14 protein-coding genes are annotated in these 16,717 nt (G+C 46.8%); 7 read left to right on the forward strand and 7 right to left on the reverse strand.

Annotated features, from left to right (window positions below; all coding sequences use genetic code 11):
• Positions 1–152: 152 nt before the first annotated feature.
• Both QUA78_RS16710 and QUA78_RS16715 read right to left on the reverse strand, forming a co-directional pair.
• Positions 153–344, reverse strand: coding sequence for a hypothetical protein (locus QUA78_RS16710; protein WP_333303353.1), 192 nt, complete (start codon positions 342–344; stop codon positions 153–155).
• Between the two features lie 95 nt (positions 345–439).
• Positions 440–676 carry a hypothetical protein gene (locus tag QUA78_RS16715; protein WP_333303354.1) on the reverse strand — a complete coding sequence of 79 codons (237 nt, stop codon included), beginning with the start codon at positions 674–676 and terminating at the stop codon, positions 440–442.
• 90 nt (positions 677–766) lie between these two features.
• Between QUA78_RS16715 and QUA78_RS16720 the strand changes: the two genes are divergently transcribed.
• The gene (locus QUA78_RS16720; RefSeq protein ID WP_333398916.1) at positions 767–2,398 is read left to right on the forward strand and encodes a sodium:proton antiporter; all 1,632 of its coding nucleotides are present in this window, start codon (positions 767–769) and stop codon (positions 2,396–2,398) included.
• On the opposite strand, the gene QUA78_RS16725 is transcribed toward QUA78_RS16720, so the two are convergent.
• From QUA78_RS16725 to QUA78_RS16735, 3 genes are all read right to left on the reverse strand, one after another.
• Positions 2,355–3,071: a TrkA family potassium uptake protein gene (locus tag QUA78_RS16725; protein ID WP_333303356.1), complete on the reverse strand. Its 717-nt coding sequence runs from the start codon at positions 3,069–3,071 to the stop codon at positions 2,355–2,357. The two genes, QUA78_RS16720 and QUA78_RS16725, sit on opposite strands and share 44 nt — an antisense overlap.
• Positions 3,072–3,120: 49 nt before the next feature.
• Positions 3,121–3,402, reverse strand: coding sequence for an Asp-tRNA(Asn)/Glu-tRNA(Gln) amidotransferase subunit GatC (gene gatC, locus QUA78_RS16730; protein ID WP_333303357.1), 282 nt, complete (start codon positions 3,400–3,402; stop codon positions 3,121–3,123).
• 144 nt (positions 3,403–3,546) lie between these two features.
• Entirely contained in the window at positions 3,547–4,068 is a 522-nt protein-coding gene (locus QUA78_RS16735; protein ID WP_333303358.1) for a photosystem I assembly protein Ycf3, read from the reverse strand.
• 629 nt (positions 4,069–4,697) lie between these two features.
• Here QUA78_RS16735 and QUA78_RS16740 point away from each other — a divergent pair.
• A complete protein-coding gene (locus tag QUA78_RS16740) occupies positions 4,698–6,011 on the forward strand; it encodes a hypothetical protein (protein WP_333303359.1) in 1,314 nt (437 codons plus the stop codon).
• A gap of 194 nt (positions 6,012–6,205) precedes the next feature.
• Here the strand turns inward: QUA78_RS16740 and QUA78_RS16745 are convergent, their stop codons facing one another.
• Together QUA78_RS16745 and QUA78_RS16750 are read right to left on the reverse strand one after the other, a co-directional pair.
• Positions 6,206–6,430 carry a hypothetical protein gene (locus QUA78_RS16745; protein ID WP_333303360.1) on the reverse strand — a complete coding sequence of 75 codons (225 nt, stop codon included), beginning with the start codon at positions 6,428–6,430 and terminating at the stop codon, positions 6,206–6,208.
• 352 nt (positions 6,431–6,782) lie between these two features.
• Positions 6,783–7,958, reverse strand: a complete 1,176-nt coding sequence (locus tag QUA78_RS16750) for a SpoIID/LytB domain-containing protein (protein WP_333303361.1) — start codon at positions 7,956–7,958, stop codon at positions 6,783–6,785.
• Positions 7,959–8,228: 270 nt separating this feature from the next.
• Here QUA78_RS16750 and QUA78_RS16755 point away from each other — a divergent pair, with 270 nt between their 5' ends.
• The 5 genes from QUA78_RS16755 to secA all read left to right on the forward strand — a co-directional run bounded on the left by QUA78_RS16755 (position 8,229) and on the right by secA (position 16,665).
• Positions 8,229–9,161 carry a ribonuclease Z gene (locus QUA78_RS16755; RefSeq protein ID WP_333303362.1) on the forward strand — a complete coding sequence of 311 codons (933 nt, stop codon included), beginning with the start codon at positions 8,229–8,231 and terminating at the stop codon, positions 9,159–9,161.
• Positions 9,162–9,322: 161 nt separating this feature from the next.
• Entirely contained in the window at positions 9,323–9,541 is a 219-nt protein-coding gene (locus QUA78_RS16760; protein ID WP_333303363.1) for a hypothetical protein, read from the forward strand.
• Positions 9,534–9,959: a retroviral-like aspartic protease gene (locus tag QUA78_RS16765; protein ID WP_333303364.1), complete on the forward strand. Its 426-nt coding sequence runs from the start codon at positions 9,534–9,536 to the stop codon at positions 9,957–9,959. The genes QUA78_RS16760 and QUA78_RS16765 overlap by 8 nt, the downstream gene beginning before the upstream one ends.
• 69 nt (positions 9,960–10,028) lie before the next feature.
• A complete protein-coding gene (locus QUA78_RS16770; RefSeq protein WP_333303365.1) occupies positions 10,029–13,520 on the forward strand; it encodes a HEAT repeat domain-containing protein in 3,492 nt (1,163 codons plus the stop codon).
• A 328-nt stretch (positions 13,521–13,848) separates the two neighbouring features.
• Positions 13,849–16,665 (forward strand): preprotein translocase subunit SecA, encoded by a 2,817-nt coding sequence (gene secA / locus QUA78_RS16775; RefSeq protein ID WP_333303366.1) that lies wholly within the window; start codon positions 13,849–13,851, stop codon positions 16,663–16,665.
• Positions 16,666–16,717: the final 52 nt, after the last annotated feature.

Below are 16,717 nucleotides of genomic sequence, written 5' to 3' on the forward strand. Positions count from 1 at the left end.
GTGGCGTATTGTGAGTCGTTTGGGTACATCCTATTTGAGGTTTTTTGTCAACCTCTTTTACTGGACTGGCGCTCTAGAGTAGCCATGCGAGCAATAAAGACAACTTCGATTAGGAAATGGCTCATTGCCTCTAAAGTGACGATTGCCCAAGGTTATCCCACTGGAGTTTGAATGCCATAGCCAATTCGGAAAAATGTTTCGACACTGAAATACAAGAAGGGCAGAAATCCAGCAACACGTTCCCCATTCCGCTCCTGAAGTCCTTCCAAATCCAGTGCATCCAGACTGCAATAAGCAAGAGCAAAAATGAGAACCACGCTGAGGGAAACGATCGTTAATTGCAAAAGGGTGAAAAGCCAGCGAGATTTTGTGGTGCGATCGGTTGTCGTAACTCTTTCCCAAAAGTGAATAAACTGATTACTGTGTGACAGTCAATCTATTATAGTAGGAAACTAGCTTCTAGAGCAGTGTGAGGTTTTACGCTCAGTATCAAATTGTTGCTTTTGTAAGGCAGTTTGGGCTCAACAGGAGGTAATGACGATCGCAGCGATATCAGATTGTTGTCTTTGTGAGGTAGTTTGGGATCGAGCAAGAGCTCAGAACGATCGCCCCGATCGCCCAACCCACCCAGAAATCCTGTTTCAGCTTCATCGGCATTCATCCAAATACACCACATAAATTGCAGTTACGCCTACAACAGAGTGAACCGTCTCCTGTAGACTAAAACCGTAGTTAATCTGTCAATTTCTTTGAGGAAAACGAGTTTATGAGAGGAGTATCGGTGATGGAATCGATTGTAGCGCAACCACCTCCCTTGGGCAGCAATCCTGCTACAAATAGCCAAACGGCAGGAGTTATTCCTGAATTGGTCATCATCTTGATCATTCTGCTGCTGATTGCAACTGTTGTGGCACTCGTAACCCAACGGTTGCGAATTCCCTATGTGACGGGCTTAGTGTTGGCAGGTCTGCCCATTACGGAGCTCTTGTCGCGTCGAATTGGTTTAGACCCCTCTTTAGTATTAAATCTTTTCCTACCAATTCTGATTTTTGAAGCCTCGATCAATACTGATATCAGCCGTCTCCGCAGCACCTTTAAGCCGATCGCCCTGCTGGCGGGTCCAGGCTCTATCTTTTCCTCAGCAATTATCGCTGTTCTGGTTAAATTTGGGCTGGGGCTAGACTGGATTCCAGCGTTGCTGATCGGAGTCATTCTGGCAAACACTGATACAGTCTCAATGATCGCGGTTTTTAAGGAGATCCGTGTGCCTTCTCGATTGTCCACCATTGTTGAGGGAGAAACTCTGTTCAATGATGCGGCTGCTCTAATTTCATTTAATTTGGTTTTGGTCATTTATGCCACAGGCTCTCTCACCCCTATACAAGGCGTGAAGGAACTGCTCGTGGTTGCCTTAGGTGGGGCAGTGGTCGGGGGTGTTTTAGGTTATTTGAGCGTGCCGATATTTGTTCGCTTAAACGATCGGTTGAGTAGCCTTTTGCTAACCGTCGCTCTCGCATTGGGAACCTTCCAAATCGGACAATTTTTAGGCGTATCGGGCGCGGTGGCGGTGGTCATCGCCGGACTTGTTTTTGGCAACCTTGGGCTGCCTCGCAGTTCGTCTGCCTCGGATCGGATTACCTTGCTGAGTTTCTGGGAATACGCTGGTTTTGGCGTCAATACGTTTATTTTCCTGCTGATTGGAATTGAAATTAACCCGCTGACGCTGTGGAGAATTTTGCCATCCATTTTATTCGTCATTCTGGCCTATCAACTGGGACGGATTCTCTCGGTCTATTTGTTATTAGCGGGGCTGCGCTGGTTCGATCGTCCCATTCCGCTACGCTGGCAGCACGTTTTGGTTTTAGGGAATATTAAAGGGTCTCTATCAATGGCCTTAGCTGTTACGATTCCCTTGACCCTACCAGGACGGGATAACATCATTGCCCTAGTTTTCGGTGCAGTTTTATTCTCCTTGGTCGGACAGGGATTAAGTTTACCCTGGCTGGTAAAACGACTAAAAATTAGCCGTGTTTCTGATGTAATGCAGGAAGCTGGACAGTTACAGATTCAGTTGATCGCTTCCAAAGCGGCTCAAGATGAGCTAGATAGTTTGCTGAAATCTGGCGTGTTGCCGAAGGCAGTTTACGAGGAGTTATGGGCATCGTATCAAGCACGAGTAGCACACTCTGAGCGAGTGCTGCGCGATCTCTACAATAAACATCGGGCAGGTCAAATAGAGGGCGATCGCAGCGGGCTAGATACGATTCGACGGCGATTGCTCCTAGCAGAAAAAGGAGCCGTTAGCGATGCCCTCCGCAAGCGAATTGTTCCAGAGGATCTGGTTGAGCCTTACATCAAAGATTTGGATGAGAAACTTCTAACGTTGGCAGATGACTAGCGCGAATGCCGAGGTAATCAATCATCTGGTGAACTAGCTCTGGACGGGTGACGACCAAGATGGTAGAACCTGCTTCTAGAACAGTATTGCCGTTCGGAATCTCCAGATTGGCGCAGGCATGGCATTGATAACCAATAATCAGCGAACCTGTTGGAAAACGAGGGTCTTGAGCAATTTGAGCAACGGTGCGACCTGCCACATTGCAATCGCCTGGAACGGGCAGCTTTAGCACCTCAACTTGTCCTTGTTCAAAGTGCATCATCGATTCGATTTGAGGGTATTCAATCGCATTGGCCATTGTTGCGACTGCCAAATCAATCGTGCTGATGATGTGACTGGCTCCGGCAAGTCGATACGCTTCCATGAATTCGCGATCGCGCATTCGCACCACAATATGGGAAATGCCATAGCTCCTGGATAGGGTGATCAGCGCTAAATTCAGTGCATCGTCCCTGAGTGCTGTAATGACTGCGCTTGCTTGTTTAATTCCGGCTTCCAGAAGAACCGTTGTGCTCACCGCACTGCCTTCAAATGCCATCACTCCGATTTTTTCACGAGCAAAGCGACAGGCAAGCGGGTCGAGATCGATGATTGCAACCGTATGACCGAGTTTTAATAGCTGCTGGGCTAAACCCAGCCCCATCATTCCTGCTCCACCAATTAATACGTACATGACTGACTGTCATCCCAAGAATGAACATTACAGATTTATAACTATAAAGCTACATAATCTTAGGAACTTTAAAAAACTCCCCATCGCGATCGGGTGCTCCCTCCAAAATACTTTCTCCGTTAGCAAAAGGTTGCAAATCGTCCGATCGCATCACATTACTAACATCGATCGCCCGCGTTGTCGGCTGTACCTTGCTCGTATCCAGTTCGCTCAACTGCTCGAAATAATCCAAAATACCGTTGAGTTGACCAGTAAACTGCTCTTCTTCTTCCGGCGTTAATTCCAATCTCGCTAAATTCGCTACTTTCCGAATTTCTTCTCTGTCAATCATAAAAATCTGTAGTTGGGAATTGGTGATTAGTTTTTAGTTGTGATTTGTGAGTTTTAAGTGAAAGAGTTTTCAATTTACCACTCAACACTTAAAACCACAACTTTCTGTTTACCCAATCAGGCTTGTTCTCGCTAACAACCGAGGTTAAAAATACACATCAATCTGCGATCTGCCTGTCGTCTTCAGCCAATTTTGCACCTCAATGTAATTGTTCGGCGCCAAGCGAATAGCCTCTTTCCAATAATCCGCAGCTTTATCAAACAGCCCTTCCGCCCCTTCAATATTGCCCGCTTCCTTTTCCTTTTCGCCTTGATAGTGGTAAATCACAGCAATATTATTCAGCGCTTGTGGCATTCTCGGATTGAGCTCCAGGGCTTCGCTGTAATACTCCAAAGCTTTATCGTGTTCGCCGTTGCTAGTATGGATCAGCCCCATATTGTACAAGACATAACTGCGATCGTAAGGATCTTCCTCCAGCTTCAGCGCCTCATGATAATTGTCCAGCGCTTCAGCATATTCGCCATCTGCTTGAGCTGACATACCATCCCGGTAATAAGCAAAAGCTTCCTTCGCCTGCTTTTTTGCCGGCATAATCTTCAGGATGATATCAGCCATTACCGTGAAACTTTTGTCAATAAAGTTATCGTTGCGTTGAGTTCTTGGCATATGCGATTCTTTGGTTAGCGACTAATCAGAAAAATTAGCCTGTAAAGTTTTCCTATTAATAATTGCGCAACTGTTTTAGTTGGCAGTTGTGTTGAGAGCGCTAAAAAGCCTACTCGATCGCAAGTGCGAACCTTAAAACACGCCCTTGGGTTTAACACTCGCGCAAGCTCTATCCATTTTATAGAACTCTTGCAAGACTTGCAAAAAAACTAGATTTCTTTAACATATCTCTGGCACTCTACACAAAACTTACAAAAACCCGCGCAGAAGCGAAAAGTTCTGCTGTAGGGTGCAGGGGCGATCCTCTTCGAGGGCTTTCCTTCGGCTCGCTTCGCTAACGCCAACGGGCGATCGCACACCGCACCCTACTAACTTTACTCACAATCCCCCGCTGTTATCCTTTTGGCAAAAAAGCAAATAGCCTGCTGAGGAGAAATTCGATCGCAAAGTTTTATTAAGCTATCCGGGTTTAGCCAACACTTAAAAGTTATTCGGCAAAACACTAGCAATATTTTGCCCCAAAGTCAAGGGCAGCCTCAAAAAAAATCAGAAACCAGGATGCCAAAACCAGCTCGAATTCCCGCAATATATAATAAAAATAACCGGGTAATTTTCACAGAGAGAAACCTATGGCTCCGAATCCCACCATTATGCAAGCCGTCGAACAACTTGGCTACCGCGTTACGGTTGGAGACGTGGCGGCAAAAGCTGGATTAGATGTCAATTTTGCGCAGCGAGAACTGTTAACCCTCGCCTCCGAAGCAGGCGGCAACCTGCAAGTAGCAGAATCCGGCGACATTGCCTACCTATTTCCCAAAAACTTTCGAGATATTTTGCGAAACAAATTCTTGCGCTTGCAGTTGCAGGAATGGTGGCAAAAAATCTGGCGCATTCTATTTTATCTGATTCGGATATCTTTCGGTGTTGTGCTGGTAGCTTCTATCCTCTTAATTTTTGTTGCTATCACGCTTTTACTCTCCAGCAGCAGCGACAATAACGGGGGAGGAGGAGGAGGAGATGGTGGGGGCGGCAACAGAGGCGGTGGCTTTTTCTTTTTTCCCTACTTCTGGAACGACTTACTCTGGATATTTTACTGGAACCATGACGAACCTTACTACCAGCAGCGATCGCGCTTAACTGGCCAAAAACCCCAGATGAGTTTTCTGGAAGCAGTTTTCTCCTTTATATTTGGAGACGGCAATCCCAATCACAATCTAGAAGAGCGCAAGTGGAGCGATATTGCCACGGCAATTCGCAACAACCGAGGCGCCGTCGCCGCCGAACAAATTGCCCCGTATCTCGACAATCTCGGACAGGGATACGCCCGAGAATACGAAGAATATATGTTACCTGCTCTCGCCCGTTTTGACGGCAGACCCGAAGTCAGTCCCGAAGGGCAAATAGTCTACCATTTCCCGCAATTGCAAACCACAGCCGTCCAGAAAAATCCTCAACCCGTAGCAGCTTATTTGCGAGAAATGCTGTGGCGTTTCAGTCACGCCAGTTCAGGACAAATCATGCTCGCAGCAGGCTTAGGAGCCGTCAATCTGGTTGGTGCATTAGTTTTAGGAAATTTATTAGCTAAAAGTGCGATCGCAGGTGGATTTATCGGTTTCGTCAGCGCTGTTTATCCAATGCTCCTGATTTACGGCGTCGGATTTCTCACAATTCCTTTAATTCGCTACTTCTGGATTCAGTGGAAAAATAGCCGGATAGAAGCCCGCAATCAAGAGCGTCAGCAGCGAGCGAGGTTATTAAACGAACCCGATGCCAATTTGCTCCAAAAACTGGCTTACGCTCGGGAATTTGCAGGAGAAAACCTTCTGACTGAAGAAGACTTAGCTTATACAACAGAAACCGAATTAACCCAACAAGAACTAGAACAGTCAGCAAAAATAGATGCCGAATGGCAGCGCAGAATCGAACGCTCGGAAAACTTGTAATACTAATGACAAAAAACTGTTGTTTGTTGTTAAGTTAGGTTTAACTCAAATCTTGCACATTTTTCAAGAATAGGCAGGAAGCCTGTTCCACAATAAAATATATTGGTTGCGGAACGGGCTTTTAGCTCGTTGCTAAGAAGGGTGGAAAATGTCAATCTTTATTGATGTCATAATTTTTTAGACTCAGATTTTTTTTAAATAACCTTAGGGCGTTTAAAAATTAAACAATTTTGGTCATACTTCGAGTCGTGATACAAAGTCACAAGTTCCCACCCCTCCTCCCCCAACTGGTTGACAAATAGATGCAGCGAGCCTTGTTTCCAATCTCGCTGTTCTTCACCGTTTACATATAAACTAATAAGCTTGTTTCCAAAAGGATACATATTCGCATCCACAAATAAATACTCCCACTTTTGCATAGCAATCCTTAATGTAGTTAGCCATCAGTCATTAGTCATCAGTCAGTCGATTTGAGATTTGAGATTTTAGACTTCGGTGCGATCGCTCAGTCGAACGATTTAAGATTTACTCCACAGATGAATCTGGGAGCTTGAACAAGAGTCTAAAATTTTCATCTATCCAGGACCGGAGTCGTTGGCAAGTATCGGTTTTTGGGCGGGGTCACGAGTCGTTAGTCATGCCCAATTCCCCATGCCCAATTCCCAATTCCCAATTCCCAATTCCCTGTATTCATGACACGGAAGTGACGGATACAGGAATAGCTGTTTTTCTCTTCTGCCTTCTGCCTTCTTCCTTGCCCATTCCCAGCAGTTACTGCACTGCAATTCTAGCCAAAGTAGTACCCCGGTAATAGTGCAACAAAATCTGCTGGTAGCCGTATCCCTGCCGGGCCAAATTGTACGCCCCCCACTGACTCATTCCTACAGCGTGACCGAAACCTTTGCCAGCAACTTGAAAACCGGTAGGAGCTTGGCTGCTGTTTCTTGGGTTCCCACCGCCCGCGTACTGAGGAATCACGGTAAAGCGGGTACTCCTCAAACTTAGAACCCGGCGTAAATCGGCGCCGGTCATGACCCTAGAACCGCCATCTCCGACTACTTTCATCTTCAAAACGCTGCCGTAAGCCGTAGTCCGTTCTGGCTTCATCGAGATCACATTGCCCACGCCAGAAATCTTGCTGCTGATTTGGGCGCGAGAAAAATTTTCTTTCCACTGGTAAACCGGCGCCCCTTGGTCGAAGTCAGGAACAGCACGCAGGTAAGGCAGGGGTTCCGTCCAAACATCCTCGACATTTTCAGTATGTCCCCCAGAGGCAGAGTGGAAAACGGCTAAAATAATCTGACCGTTGTAAGCCAGAACTTGACCGGCGGTTGCATCGACTGCGGAATAAGTGCCAGAAGATTCTGTTTGCAGTCCTTTGTAAACCTGCGAAGACTGAGTATTGTCCACGTCGTAAAGCTCGGTTTCGCTTTTGAGGCGCTGGTGGATAGCGTAGGAGCGGGCGGCGACTGCTTGGGCTTTCAAAGCTTCAATAGGCCAATTGGCACTCATTTCGGCGCCGAGAACGCTGTAGAGATACTGTTCGATATCGACGTAGTTGACGGCAGTCAAGCCTCCTTTTTCGGGAACTAGAAGCGTGCGTCCCCGATACCAGCGATCGCCAATCCAGACATAACCGTTTCCCGTCGGCTCGATCCAAACTTGGTTGGCCGCCCAGCGACCGATCGCCACTGTTCCCGATCGAAATTGAGCTGACTGAGAACTGTTTGCCGGCAGTTCGCCCAAATTGCGCCCGCTACCGTCGCGGATTGCAGCCTTAGTAGAACTGCCGACTTTTACCTGACTTGCCCCGTCTTGTACCGCCACTCGCAAGATCAGCGCGGCCTGGGCTGGGGCTACCATTACCAGCCAAAACAACAACGAAATCCAAAAGTAGCGTTTTTTTAATGTCGAAAGAACGGAAGCAAAAAATACTCCTGACTGCATTTGAAAATTTTCCTTTTATGCTGTATATGTTTGACAAGTTTTCAGGGGAAGCTGCGGTTCGGGAAAAAGAAAGAGGAACGAAACAAAGAAAACGTTAGAATTGGGTTTGGCACTCTGTGCCCTTGTCGAAAATGATTTTAGCAACTAGATGTTGGCAGGAACAGCGATTTATCCCGGTTCCTGGGTGCGATTATTTCCTGTATGTCGGATTTGCCGCACTCTGGATATATGTAACATATTTTTTAAGACTTAATTGAGGTGATTTGACTCTTGCAGATTACATTTCTCGGAACTAGCTCCGGCGTCCCCACGCGATCGCGCAACGTTTCCAGCATCGCCCTCCGCTTGCCCCAGCGAGCCGAACTTTGGCTGTTTGACTGCGGCGAAGGAACTCAGCACCAGTTTCTCCGCAGCGACCTAAAAGTCAGCCAACTGAGCCGCATTTTCATCACTCACCTGCACGGCGACCACATTTTCGGCTTAATGGGTTTGCTGGCTAGCTGCGGTTTGGCGGGGAATGTCAAGCGCATCGATCTTTACGGGCCTCCGGGACTTGAAGAATATTTGCAAGCTGGCGTTCGCTATTCTCAAACTCACTTTTCTTACCCGGTGAAGGTGCACAAAAGTCACGAGGGTGTCATCTATGAAGATGACGAATATATTGTTAGCTGCGGTCTTTTGAAACACCGAGTTACTGCTTTTGGTTATCGAGTAACTGAGAAAGACCGTCCGGGACATTTTGATGTAGAAAAAGCTCAGGCTGTGGGTATTCCTTCGGGGCCGCTTTACGGTCAATTAAAACAAGGAAAGACGGTAAAGTTATCGGACGGGCGACTGTTTAAAGGTACGGATTTTTGCGGCCCGGATCAAGTCGGGCGCAAGTTTGTGTATTGTACTGACACGGTTTTTTGTGACGGGGCGGTGGAATTGGCGAAGGATGCTGATTTGTTGGTGCATGAAGCTACTTTTGCTCATCAAGATGCTCAAATGGCCTTCGATCGCCTGCATTCAACTTCGACTATGGCGGCTCAAGTGGCTTCGATCGCTGGGGCGAAACAGCTAATTATGACGCATTTTAGCCCGCGTTACGCTCCGGGGAATGCGATCGTCCTGGATGATTTGCTCAAGGAAGCGCAGGCTATTTTTCCGAATACGAAAATGGCCTATGACTTTTTGACTTACGAAGTGCCCAGACCTGTTTAAAACTAGGGTTTATCTTACCTGAGATGTGACAGCTTTTTCAATAAGGGCGATCGGGGCGGGCTCTTCGGCCCGTTCAAAATTTACGCATTGGCTGTGCTGTTTTGGAGTGGTTGAAATCTCAAGGTCATGGTAAAATGTAAAAACTAATTCTATGGCGTTTTATGTCAAATCTTGAATTGTTAGCCCAACTTCGGCAATTGTCTCGTGCTGAAAAGTTTCAAATGATGCTGTTTTTAATAGCAGAATTGGCGAAAGAAGAAGGAATTGTAATGGGTAATGAATCTGCTGAAATTATATATTCAGTGCATACTTCTAATAGTGCAGCAGAGCAATTGACGCAGTTACTAGAAATAGAGCAGAAACAAACTCAAAATGTTTAATAGTAGACGATATCCTTTTCAACATAAACGAGATGGAATTGGTGTTTTAGCTGATGTTCCGTATTTGCCTTTAACACTAACTTATCAAAATCGTTCTGTTGAGGTTATGGGTTTACTGGATACAGGAGCTAGTGTAAATGTTTTGCCCTATAATGTTGGGGTGCAGTTAGGGGCAATTTGGGAAGAGCAAAGATTTTCAGTTACTTTAGCGGGAAATTTAGCGAGTGCTGAAACGAAAGGGTTATTAGTCTTGGCAAAAGTAGGGGACTTTGATCCAGTTCAGTTAGTTTTTGCCTGGACTAGGGTGAATAATATTCCGATTCTTTTAGGGCGAACTAATTTTTTTACTGAGTTTGATGTTGGTTTTTATGGGTCACAATTAGCGTTTGAAGTGTGTCCTAAATTTAGAGATAGTTGAGATTATCAATGTTGGTGGACATAAACGCAATTATGTCCACCCACTTAAACACAAATATTTAAAATTACCATGATAAGTGAATTTGGAGCAGCCGCCTTAAAAATAGCACCAGGAATTGGCGCAAAACTTGCAGAAATAGGATTCAAAGAAGCTATGAAAAAATTTAATCCTAGCGATTTTGAAAAAGCTTGTACTTGGGGCATCAAAGCTGCCCAGAAAACTCATGAATTATTCTATGCTTGCGAACAGGGTGTAGTCGAAGATTTTCTTAAAAGTTTTTTGACGGGTGCTGCACTTCCAGAACTCATGAAACCTTTCAACGACCAAGAAAAGCCTCAAGTTGAGTTTTTAGTTGAAGCCTTTAATGCGACAGTCCCAGAACACAAGAAGATTCAAGACCGATTCGCTCCCGAAAGACTGCATGATTGGTTGGAGGTTTTTGCTGAAACCTATTTCCATAAAACAAGTAGTTATTTAAGGTTTAAAGTTGCCAAAGCAGACTATTTGAAGCAACTGGCTAACTGGTTTGATGATGTTAAGTTTGCTGGCATTGCAGTCGAAGGTCAGGAAATAGAAAAATCGGAAAAGTTGGCTCAGATTTTTGTAATGCCCGATGTCTTGGAAGAGGAAAAGGTAAATATTTATAGTCTCGTTCAAGAATTGGTAGAAGGCAAAAACCTGCAACAGATGCAGATAGAAACTCGCTCTGCTAGAAAGTTTTTAGCATCACAATTATTGAATCAAAATCAATCAAATAAATTTGTATTGCTGGGCGCTCCTGGTTCTGGAAAAACAACTTTACTGAGCTTTTTTGCTGTGATGTTGGCTCAGAATTATCCAGAAAAAATCGGCTGGGATTCTGGGATAGATTGCTTGCCTATTTTGATTAATATCCGTGACTTTGCTAGGCTTTCAGATATCAATATCCTCGACTATGCCCGCCAGTTTGCGGAGAAAACTATGTCCGTGAAACCGCTGCCCGAAGGCTTTTTTGAGTATTGGCTGGCAGACGGTAGGGCGATGATTTTGTTGGATGGATTGGATGAGGTTGTTGAAGAATCCAAGCGCTATGCGGTGGTGCAGCAAATTGAGAATTTTTTGGGGCAGTATCATCAAAATTTGGCAATTATTACTTCTCGCCCTGCTGGTTACAAACGCGATTTTTTTAATACTTCGGAGTTTGAACACTATCAGTTACAACTGTTTGATGATGCTAAGGTTGATGAGTTTATTAATCGCTGGTACGACAGCCGCGTTCCAGATGCGGCGGAAGCTCAACGCCGCAAAGATAGCATTAAAAAAGCTCTGGATGAAAACGATCGAATTAAATTGTTGGCGAGAAATCCGCTATTGCTGACAATCATTGCTTTGATTCACCGCTATCAAGCGGAACTGCCGAGGGCACGCCACAAGCTTTATGAAAAAGCTGTGGAGACACTGTTAAAGAATTGGGATGCTCACAAAAACATTACAGAGAAGTCAATATTCAAATATTTAGATGCAGAGGATTTACGGCGGCAGATGGAAATTCTCGCCTATTGGATTCACACTCAGGGTAGTACGGATAAGCCTGAAGGCGGGACGCTGATTGCTAAGGAGGATTTGTTATATCAGTTAACTCAGAATATTAAAACCAAAAAACAGATTGAACGGTTCCAGGCAAAAGAGGAAGCTAAACGATTTGTTGATTTTATTAAACAGCGGACGGGATTGCTCAACGAACAAGGACAAGATTTGTACGCTTTTGTACACAAGACTTTTCAAGAATATTTGTGCGCTCAGGAAATCGGCTATCAGGCAGATGATGACAATGATTTTGAGATTGTTATCAAGCATATTCGAGAGCATTTGCATGACCCCCACTGGCGGGAAGTGTTGCTGCTGTTAATTGCTCAACAAAAACCGAAGAAAGCGGCGAAAGCGATGCGGGCAATTTTGGCAGCGAATAGCGAGCATGAGAAATGGTTGCACCGCGATTTGTTTTTTGCTGGCAGTTGCCTTGCTGAAAATATTAAAGAGTTAAAGGTGGCAGATTCCAGTCTAACTGTGAAGATTTTGGAGAAGTTGGTTGAGTTGGAGGTAAGGGATGAGCAACAGGTTGGTCGCAGAGTTCGCTCTCAGGTTTTTCAAATCCTTTGCAGTATGAATGAGACTGAGTTTGAGGCGCAAACTTTGCAACTTTTGAAAGCAAGGGGTGTTGATGGAAATCGCTTGCAGGAATATCAAGCAGCATTAGGGGAAAAAGAAGCTGTCATCAGTGTCATCCTACTACGCCTCGAAGATGGGAATGAGGATATGCGTTATAAGACAGCACAAGCCTTGGGATCGTTGGGAAATGTTTCAGAAACCGTCATCCATGCTCTGCTGTTATGTCTCAAAGATAAGAATCCTAGCCTGCGTTGTGAGGCAGCATCTGTCTTGGGCCAGTTGGGAAATGCTTCAGAAGCCGTCATCCATGCTCTGCTACGAAGTCTGGAAGATGAGGATAACTCAGTGCGTGCCTTGGCAGCATCTGTCTTGGGCCAGTTGGGAAATGCTTCAGAAGCCGTCATCAATGCTCTGCTACGAGGTCTAGAAAATGGGCCTAAATCAGTGCGTAGTGAGGCAGCATCTGCCTTGGGCAGCTTGGGAAATGCTTCAGAAGCCGCCATCAATGCTCTGCTACGAGGTTTGGAAAATGGGCCTAACTCAGTGCGTGGCTCGGCAGCATATGCCTTGGGCAGCTTGGGAAATGCTTCAGAAGCCGTCATCAATGCTCTGCTACGAGGTCTGGAAGATGAGGATAACTCAGTGCGTCGTGCAGCAGCATCTGCCTTGGGCAAGTTGGGAAATGCTTCAGAAGCCGCCATCAATGCTCTGCTACGAGGTCTGGAAAATGGGCCTAACTCAGTGCGTGGCTCGGCAGCATATGCCTTGGGCAGCTTGGAAAATGCTTCAGAAGCCGTCATCAATGCTCTGCTACGAGGTCTGGAAAATGGGCCTAACTCAGTGCATCGTGAGGCAGCATATGCCTTGGCCAACTTGGGAAATGCTTCAGAAGCTGTCATCAATGCTCTGCTACGAGGTCTGGAAGATGAGGATAACTCAGTGCGTTGTGCAGCAGCATCTGCCCTGGCCAACTTGGGAAATGCTTCAGAAGCCGTCATCAATGCTCTGCTACGAAGTCTGGAAAATGGGCCTAACTCAGTGCGTCGTGAGGCAGCATCTGCCTTGGGCAGGTTAGGAAATGCTTCAGAAGCCGTCATCAATGCTCTGCTAGGAGGTCTGGAAGATGAGGGTGACTTCGTGCGTTGCTCGGCAGCATCTGCCTTGGGCAACTTGGGAAATGCTTCACAAGCCGTGATCGGTGCCCTGCTGTTACGTCTCGAAGATGGAAGTTCCTTACTGCGTTACTGTGCAGCATTAGCCTTGGGTAAGTTGGGTCTGAAATCAAGCGAGGTTTTGCCTGCTGTCGTGCAATGGATCGATCGCCATCAGGATGCAAAATATGTCGGCTCAGGTATTGATGTGTTGTGGGATTTGGTGGCGGGTGAGGGAAATCGATCGCCCGTGGGTTTTTAGAAGTATGTAGCTTTTGGGCGAGTAAAACCCGATCGCACTTCCGGACTTTTCACCAAAAATGCGATCGGTCTGCTGTTTGACGATTAGGCCCCTCCATCCCCTTAATAACCCGGAACAGAGGTCAACTATTCAATCGAAAATCCAAAGTCGATCGATTATTCAATCTAAAATCGAAAATCGAAAATCCAAAATCGGTCGCTCGCCCCCAGCGACGGCCCAGGAGAGCCAATGGTTGCTACAATCGGGGAGGGTATATGTTGTGGCTAACACTACAGCCCGTAACCCTGAAAGCTAATAGCTAAATTATTAAAAATCTGCCTCTCCTGCCATGTTTAAAAATCTGCTAGGCGATCCCAACGCGCGCAAACTTAGAAAATTTCAGCCTTGGGTAGCTGATATCAATATCCTGGAAGAAGACTTCCGCGCACTCTCAGACGACGGCCTCAGAGGGAAAACGGCGGAGTTTCAAGAACGTCTGGCAAAAGCTAAATCTCTCAACGAGGAGAAAGAGATACTAGACGAAATTTTGCCAGAAGCTTTTGCAGTGGTGCGGGAAGCGGGACAGCGGGTTTTGGGACTGCGCCACTTTGATGTCCAACTCCTCGGCGGCATCATTCTGCACAAAGGCCAAATTGCCGAAATGAAAACTGGTGAGGGCAAAACTCTGGTGGCGACGCTGCCGGCATACCTCAACGCCCTCAACGGTAAAGGCGTACACATCATCACCGTCAACGATTATCTCGCAAGGCGGGATGCGGAATGGATGGGACAGGTGCACCGCTTCCTGGGACTGACTGTGGGACTGATTCAGCAGGGCATGGATCAGGTGGAACGAAAGAAAAATTATAACTGCGATATTACCTACGCGACTAACAGCGAAGTCGGCTTTGACTATTTGCGCGACAACATGGCTACTGTCATGGAAGATGTAGTGCAGCGTCCTTTTAATTTCTGCGTGATTGACGAGGTTGACTCGGTGCTGATCGATGAAGCACGGACGCCTCTAATTATTTCCGGCCAGGTGGAACGCCCCAGTGAGAAGTATATGCGGGCGGCTGAGGTAGCTGCTGCTCTGAGAAAGGAAAATGAAGAACATTACGAGGTTGACGAAAAGGCTCGAAATGTGCTACTGACCGATGAAGGGTTTGGTGAAGCTGAGCGGTTGTTGGGTGTTACGGATTTGTACGACCCGGCTGACCCTTGGGCGCATTACATTTTTAATGCGATTAAGGCGAAGGAATTGTTTATTAAGGATATTAACTACATCGTCACTCCCGATCGCGAAGTCGTGATTGTGGATGAGTTTACCGGCCGGGTGATGCCGGGACGCCGCTGGAGTGACGGTTTGCACCAGGCGATCGAAGCCAAGGAACACGCGGAAATTCAGCCGGAAACTCAGACGCTGGCGACTATTACTTATCAGAATTTCTTTTTGCTTTATCCGAAGCTGTCGGGGATGACTGGGACGGCGAAGACTGAGGAGACGGAGTTTGAGAAGATTTACAATCTGGAAGTGACCCTGATTCCCACTAACCGGATTACGAGCCGCACTGACCTTTCGGATATGGTTTACAAGGCAGAGGCCGGCAAGTGGAATGCGATCGCCCAAGACTGCGCGGAAATGCACGAAATCGGTCGGCCGGTGCTGGTGGGTACTACGAGCGTGGAAAAGTCGGAGTTGCTGTCGCGGCTGCTGCTGGAACGCAAAATTCCTCACAATTTGCTCAATGCTAAACCGGAAAATGTGGAGCGGGAATCGGAAATTATCGCTCAAGCCGGACGCAAAGGCGCTGTGACGATCGCCACGAACATGGCCGGACGCGGTACGGATATTATTTTGGGCGGTAATTCTGAGTACATGGGCCGCCTGAAGTTGCGGGAATATCTGATGCCCCGGATCGTGCAGCCCGAGGATGAAGACGGGTTTTCGCTGGTGCAAGTACCCGGTATTGGCGGCCGCCCCGCACCTCAAGGTTTTGCTCCGACTGGGAAAAAGGTCAAGTCTTGGAAAGCTTCGGCGCAGATTTTCCCGACGCAGCTATCGAAAAATGCCGAGCAACTGCTCAAAGCCGCCGTGGAATTGGCGGTGAAGGAGTACGGGGAGCGATCGCTCTCGGAATTGCAAGCCGATGATATTGTGGCTATAGCTTCGGAAAAAGCGCCGACAAAAGACCCGGTAATTCAAAAATTGCGGGAAGCTTACAATTTAACTCGCAGCGAATACGATGCTTTTACCAGCACTGAACACGATGAAGTCGTGCAGTTGGGAGGCTTGCACGTCATCGGTACAGAACGCCACGAATCGCGCCGGATCGACAATCAGTTGCGCGGCCGGGCGGGACGCCAAGGAGACCCGGGTTCTACGCGGTTTTTCTTGAGTTTGGAAGACAATTTGCTCAGGATTTTCGGCGGCGAACGGGTGGCCGGTTTGATGAAGGCTTTCGGTGTAGAGGAAGATATGCCGATCGAATCTGGAATGCTGACTCGTTCCCTCGAAGGCGCTCAGAAAAAAGTCGAAACCTACTATTACGATATCCGCAAGCAGGTATTTGAATACGACGAAGTGATGAACAATCAGCGTCGAGCAATCTATGCGGAACGTCGCCGAGTATTAGAAGGTTTGGACTCCAAAGAACAGGTAATTAGATATGCCGAACAGACGATGGATGACATCGTGGGAGCATACATCAATCCCGATTTACCTTCGGAAGAATGGGAACTCGACAAACTTGTGAGCAAGGTGAAAGAATTTGTTTATCTGCTGGCTGACATGACACCGGATCAGCTAGAAGATTTGTCCGTTGAGGAAATTAAAACATTCCTGCACGAACAAGTCCGCAATGCTTACGACATGAAAGAAGCGGAAGTTAATGCAATCCGAGCTGAATTGATGCGAGATGCGGAACGGTTCTTTATTTTGCAGCAAATTGATACTTTGTGGCGTGAACACTTGCAACAAATGGATGCTTTGCGCGAGTCTGTAGGGCTGCGCGGTTACGGGCAGAAAGACCCGTTAATCGAGTACAAAACTGAAGGTTACGAGCTGTTTTTGGACATGATGACGGATATCCGCCGCAATGTGGTTTATTCGCTGTTCCAGTTCCAGCCGCAGCCGGCAATGCAAGTTTCGCCAGAGATGGTTTGAGGATAGTTACCGGAAATCAGGACACGGCAGTGCCGTGTCCCTACAATTAATC

This window comes from Microcoleus sp. K4-B3, from assembly GCF_036704615.1.
GTDB lineage: Bacteria > Cyanobacteriota > Cyanobacteriia > Cyanobacteriales > Microcoleaceae > Microcoleus.

Bases quoted from the DNA above. Each gene is read 5' to 3' on its own strand.
- QUA78_RS16715 (WP_333303354.1), bottom strand. From the start codon at position 676: ATGTGGTGTATTTGGATGAATGCCGATGAAGCTGAAACAGGATTTCTG.
- QUA78_RS16720 (WP_333398916.1), top strand. From the start codon at position 767: ATGAGAGGAGTATCGGTGATGGAATCGATTGTAGCGCAACCACCTCCC.
- QUA78_RS16725 (WP_333303356.1), bottom strand. From the start codon at position 3,071: ATGTACGTATTAATTGGTGGAGCAGGAATGATGGGGCTGGGTTTAGCC.
- gatC (WP_333303357.1), bottom strand. From the start codon at position 3,402: ATGATTGACAGAGAAGAAATTCGGAAAGTAGCGAATTTAGCGAGATTG.
- QUA78_RS16735 (WP_333303358.1), bottom strand. From the start codon at position 4,068: ATGCCAAGAACTCAACGCAACGATAACTTTATTGACAAAAGTTTCACG.
- QUA78_RS16740 (WP_333303359.1), top strand. From the start codon at position 4,698: ATGGCTCCGAATCCCACCATTATGCAAGCCGTCGAACAACTTGGCTAC.
- QUA78_RS16745 (WP_333303360.1), bottom strand. From the start codon at position 6,430: ATGCAAAAGTGGGAGTATTTATTTGTGGATGCGAATATGTATCCTTTT.
- QUA78_RS16750 (WP_333303361.1), bottom strand. From the start codon at position 7,958: ATGCAGTCAGGAGTATTTTTTGCTTCCGTTCTTTCGACATTAAAAAAA.
- QUA78_RS16760 (WP_333303363.1), top strand. From the start codon at position 9,323: ATGTCAAATCTTGAATTGTTAGCCCAACTTCGGCAATTGTCTCGTGCT.
- QUA78_RS16765 (WP_333303364.1), top strand. From the start codon at position 9,534: ATGTTTAATAGTAGACGATATCCTTTTCAACATAAACGAGATGGAATT.
- QUA78_RS16770 (WP_333303365.1), top strand. From the start codon at position 10,029: ATGATAAGTGAATTTGGAGCAGCCGCCTTAAAAATAGCACCAGGAATT.
- secA (WP_333303366.1), top strand. From the start codon at position 13,849: ATGTTTAAAAATCTGCTAGGCGATCCCAACGCGCGCAAACTTAGAAAA.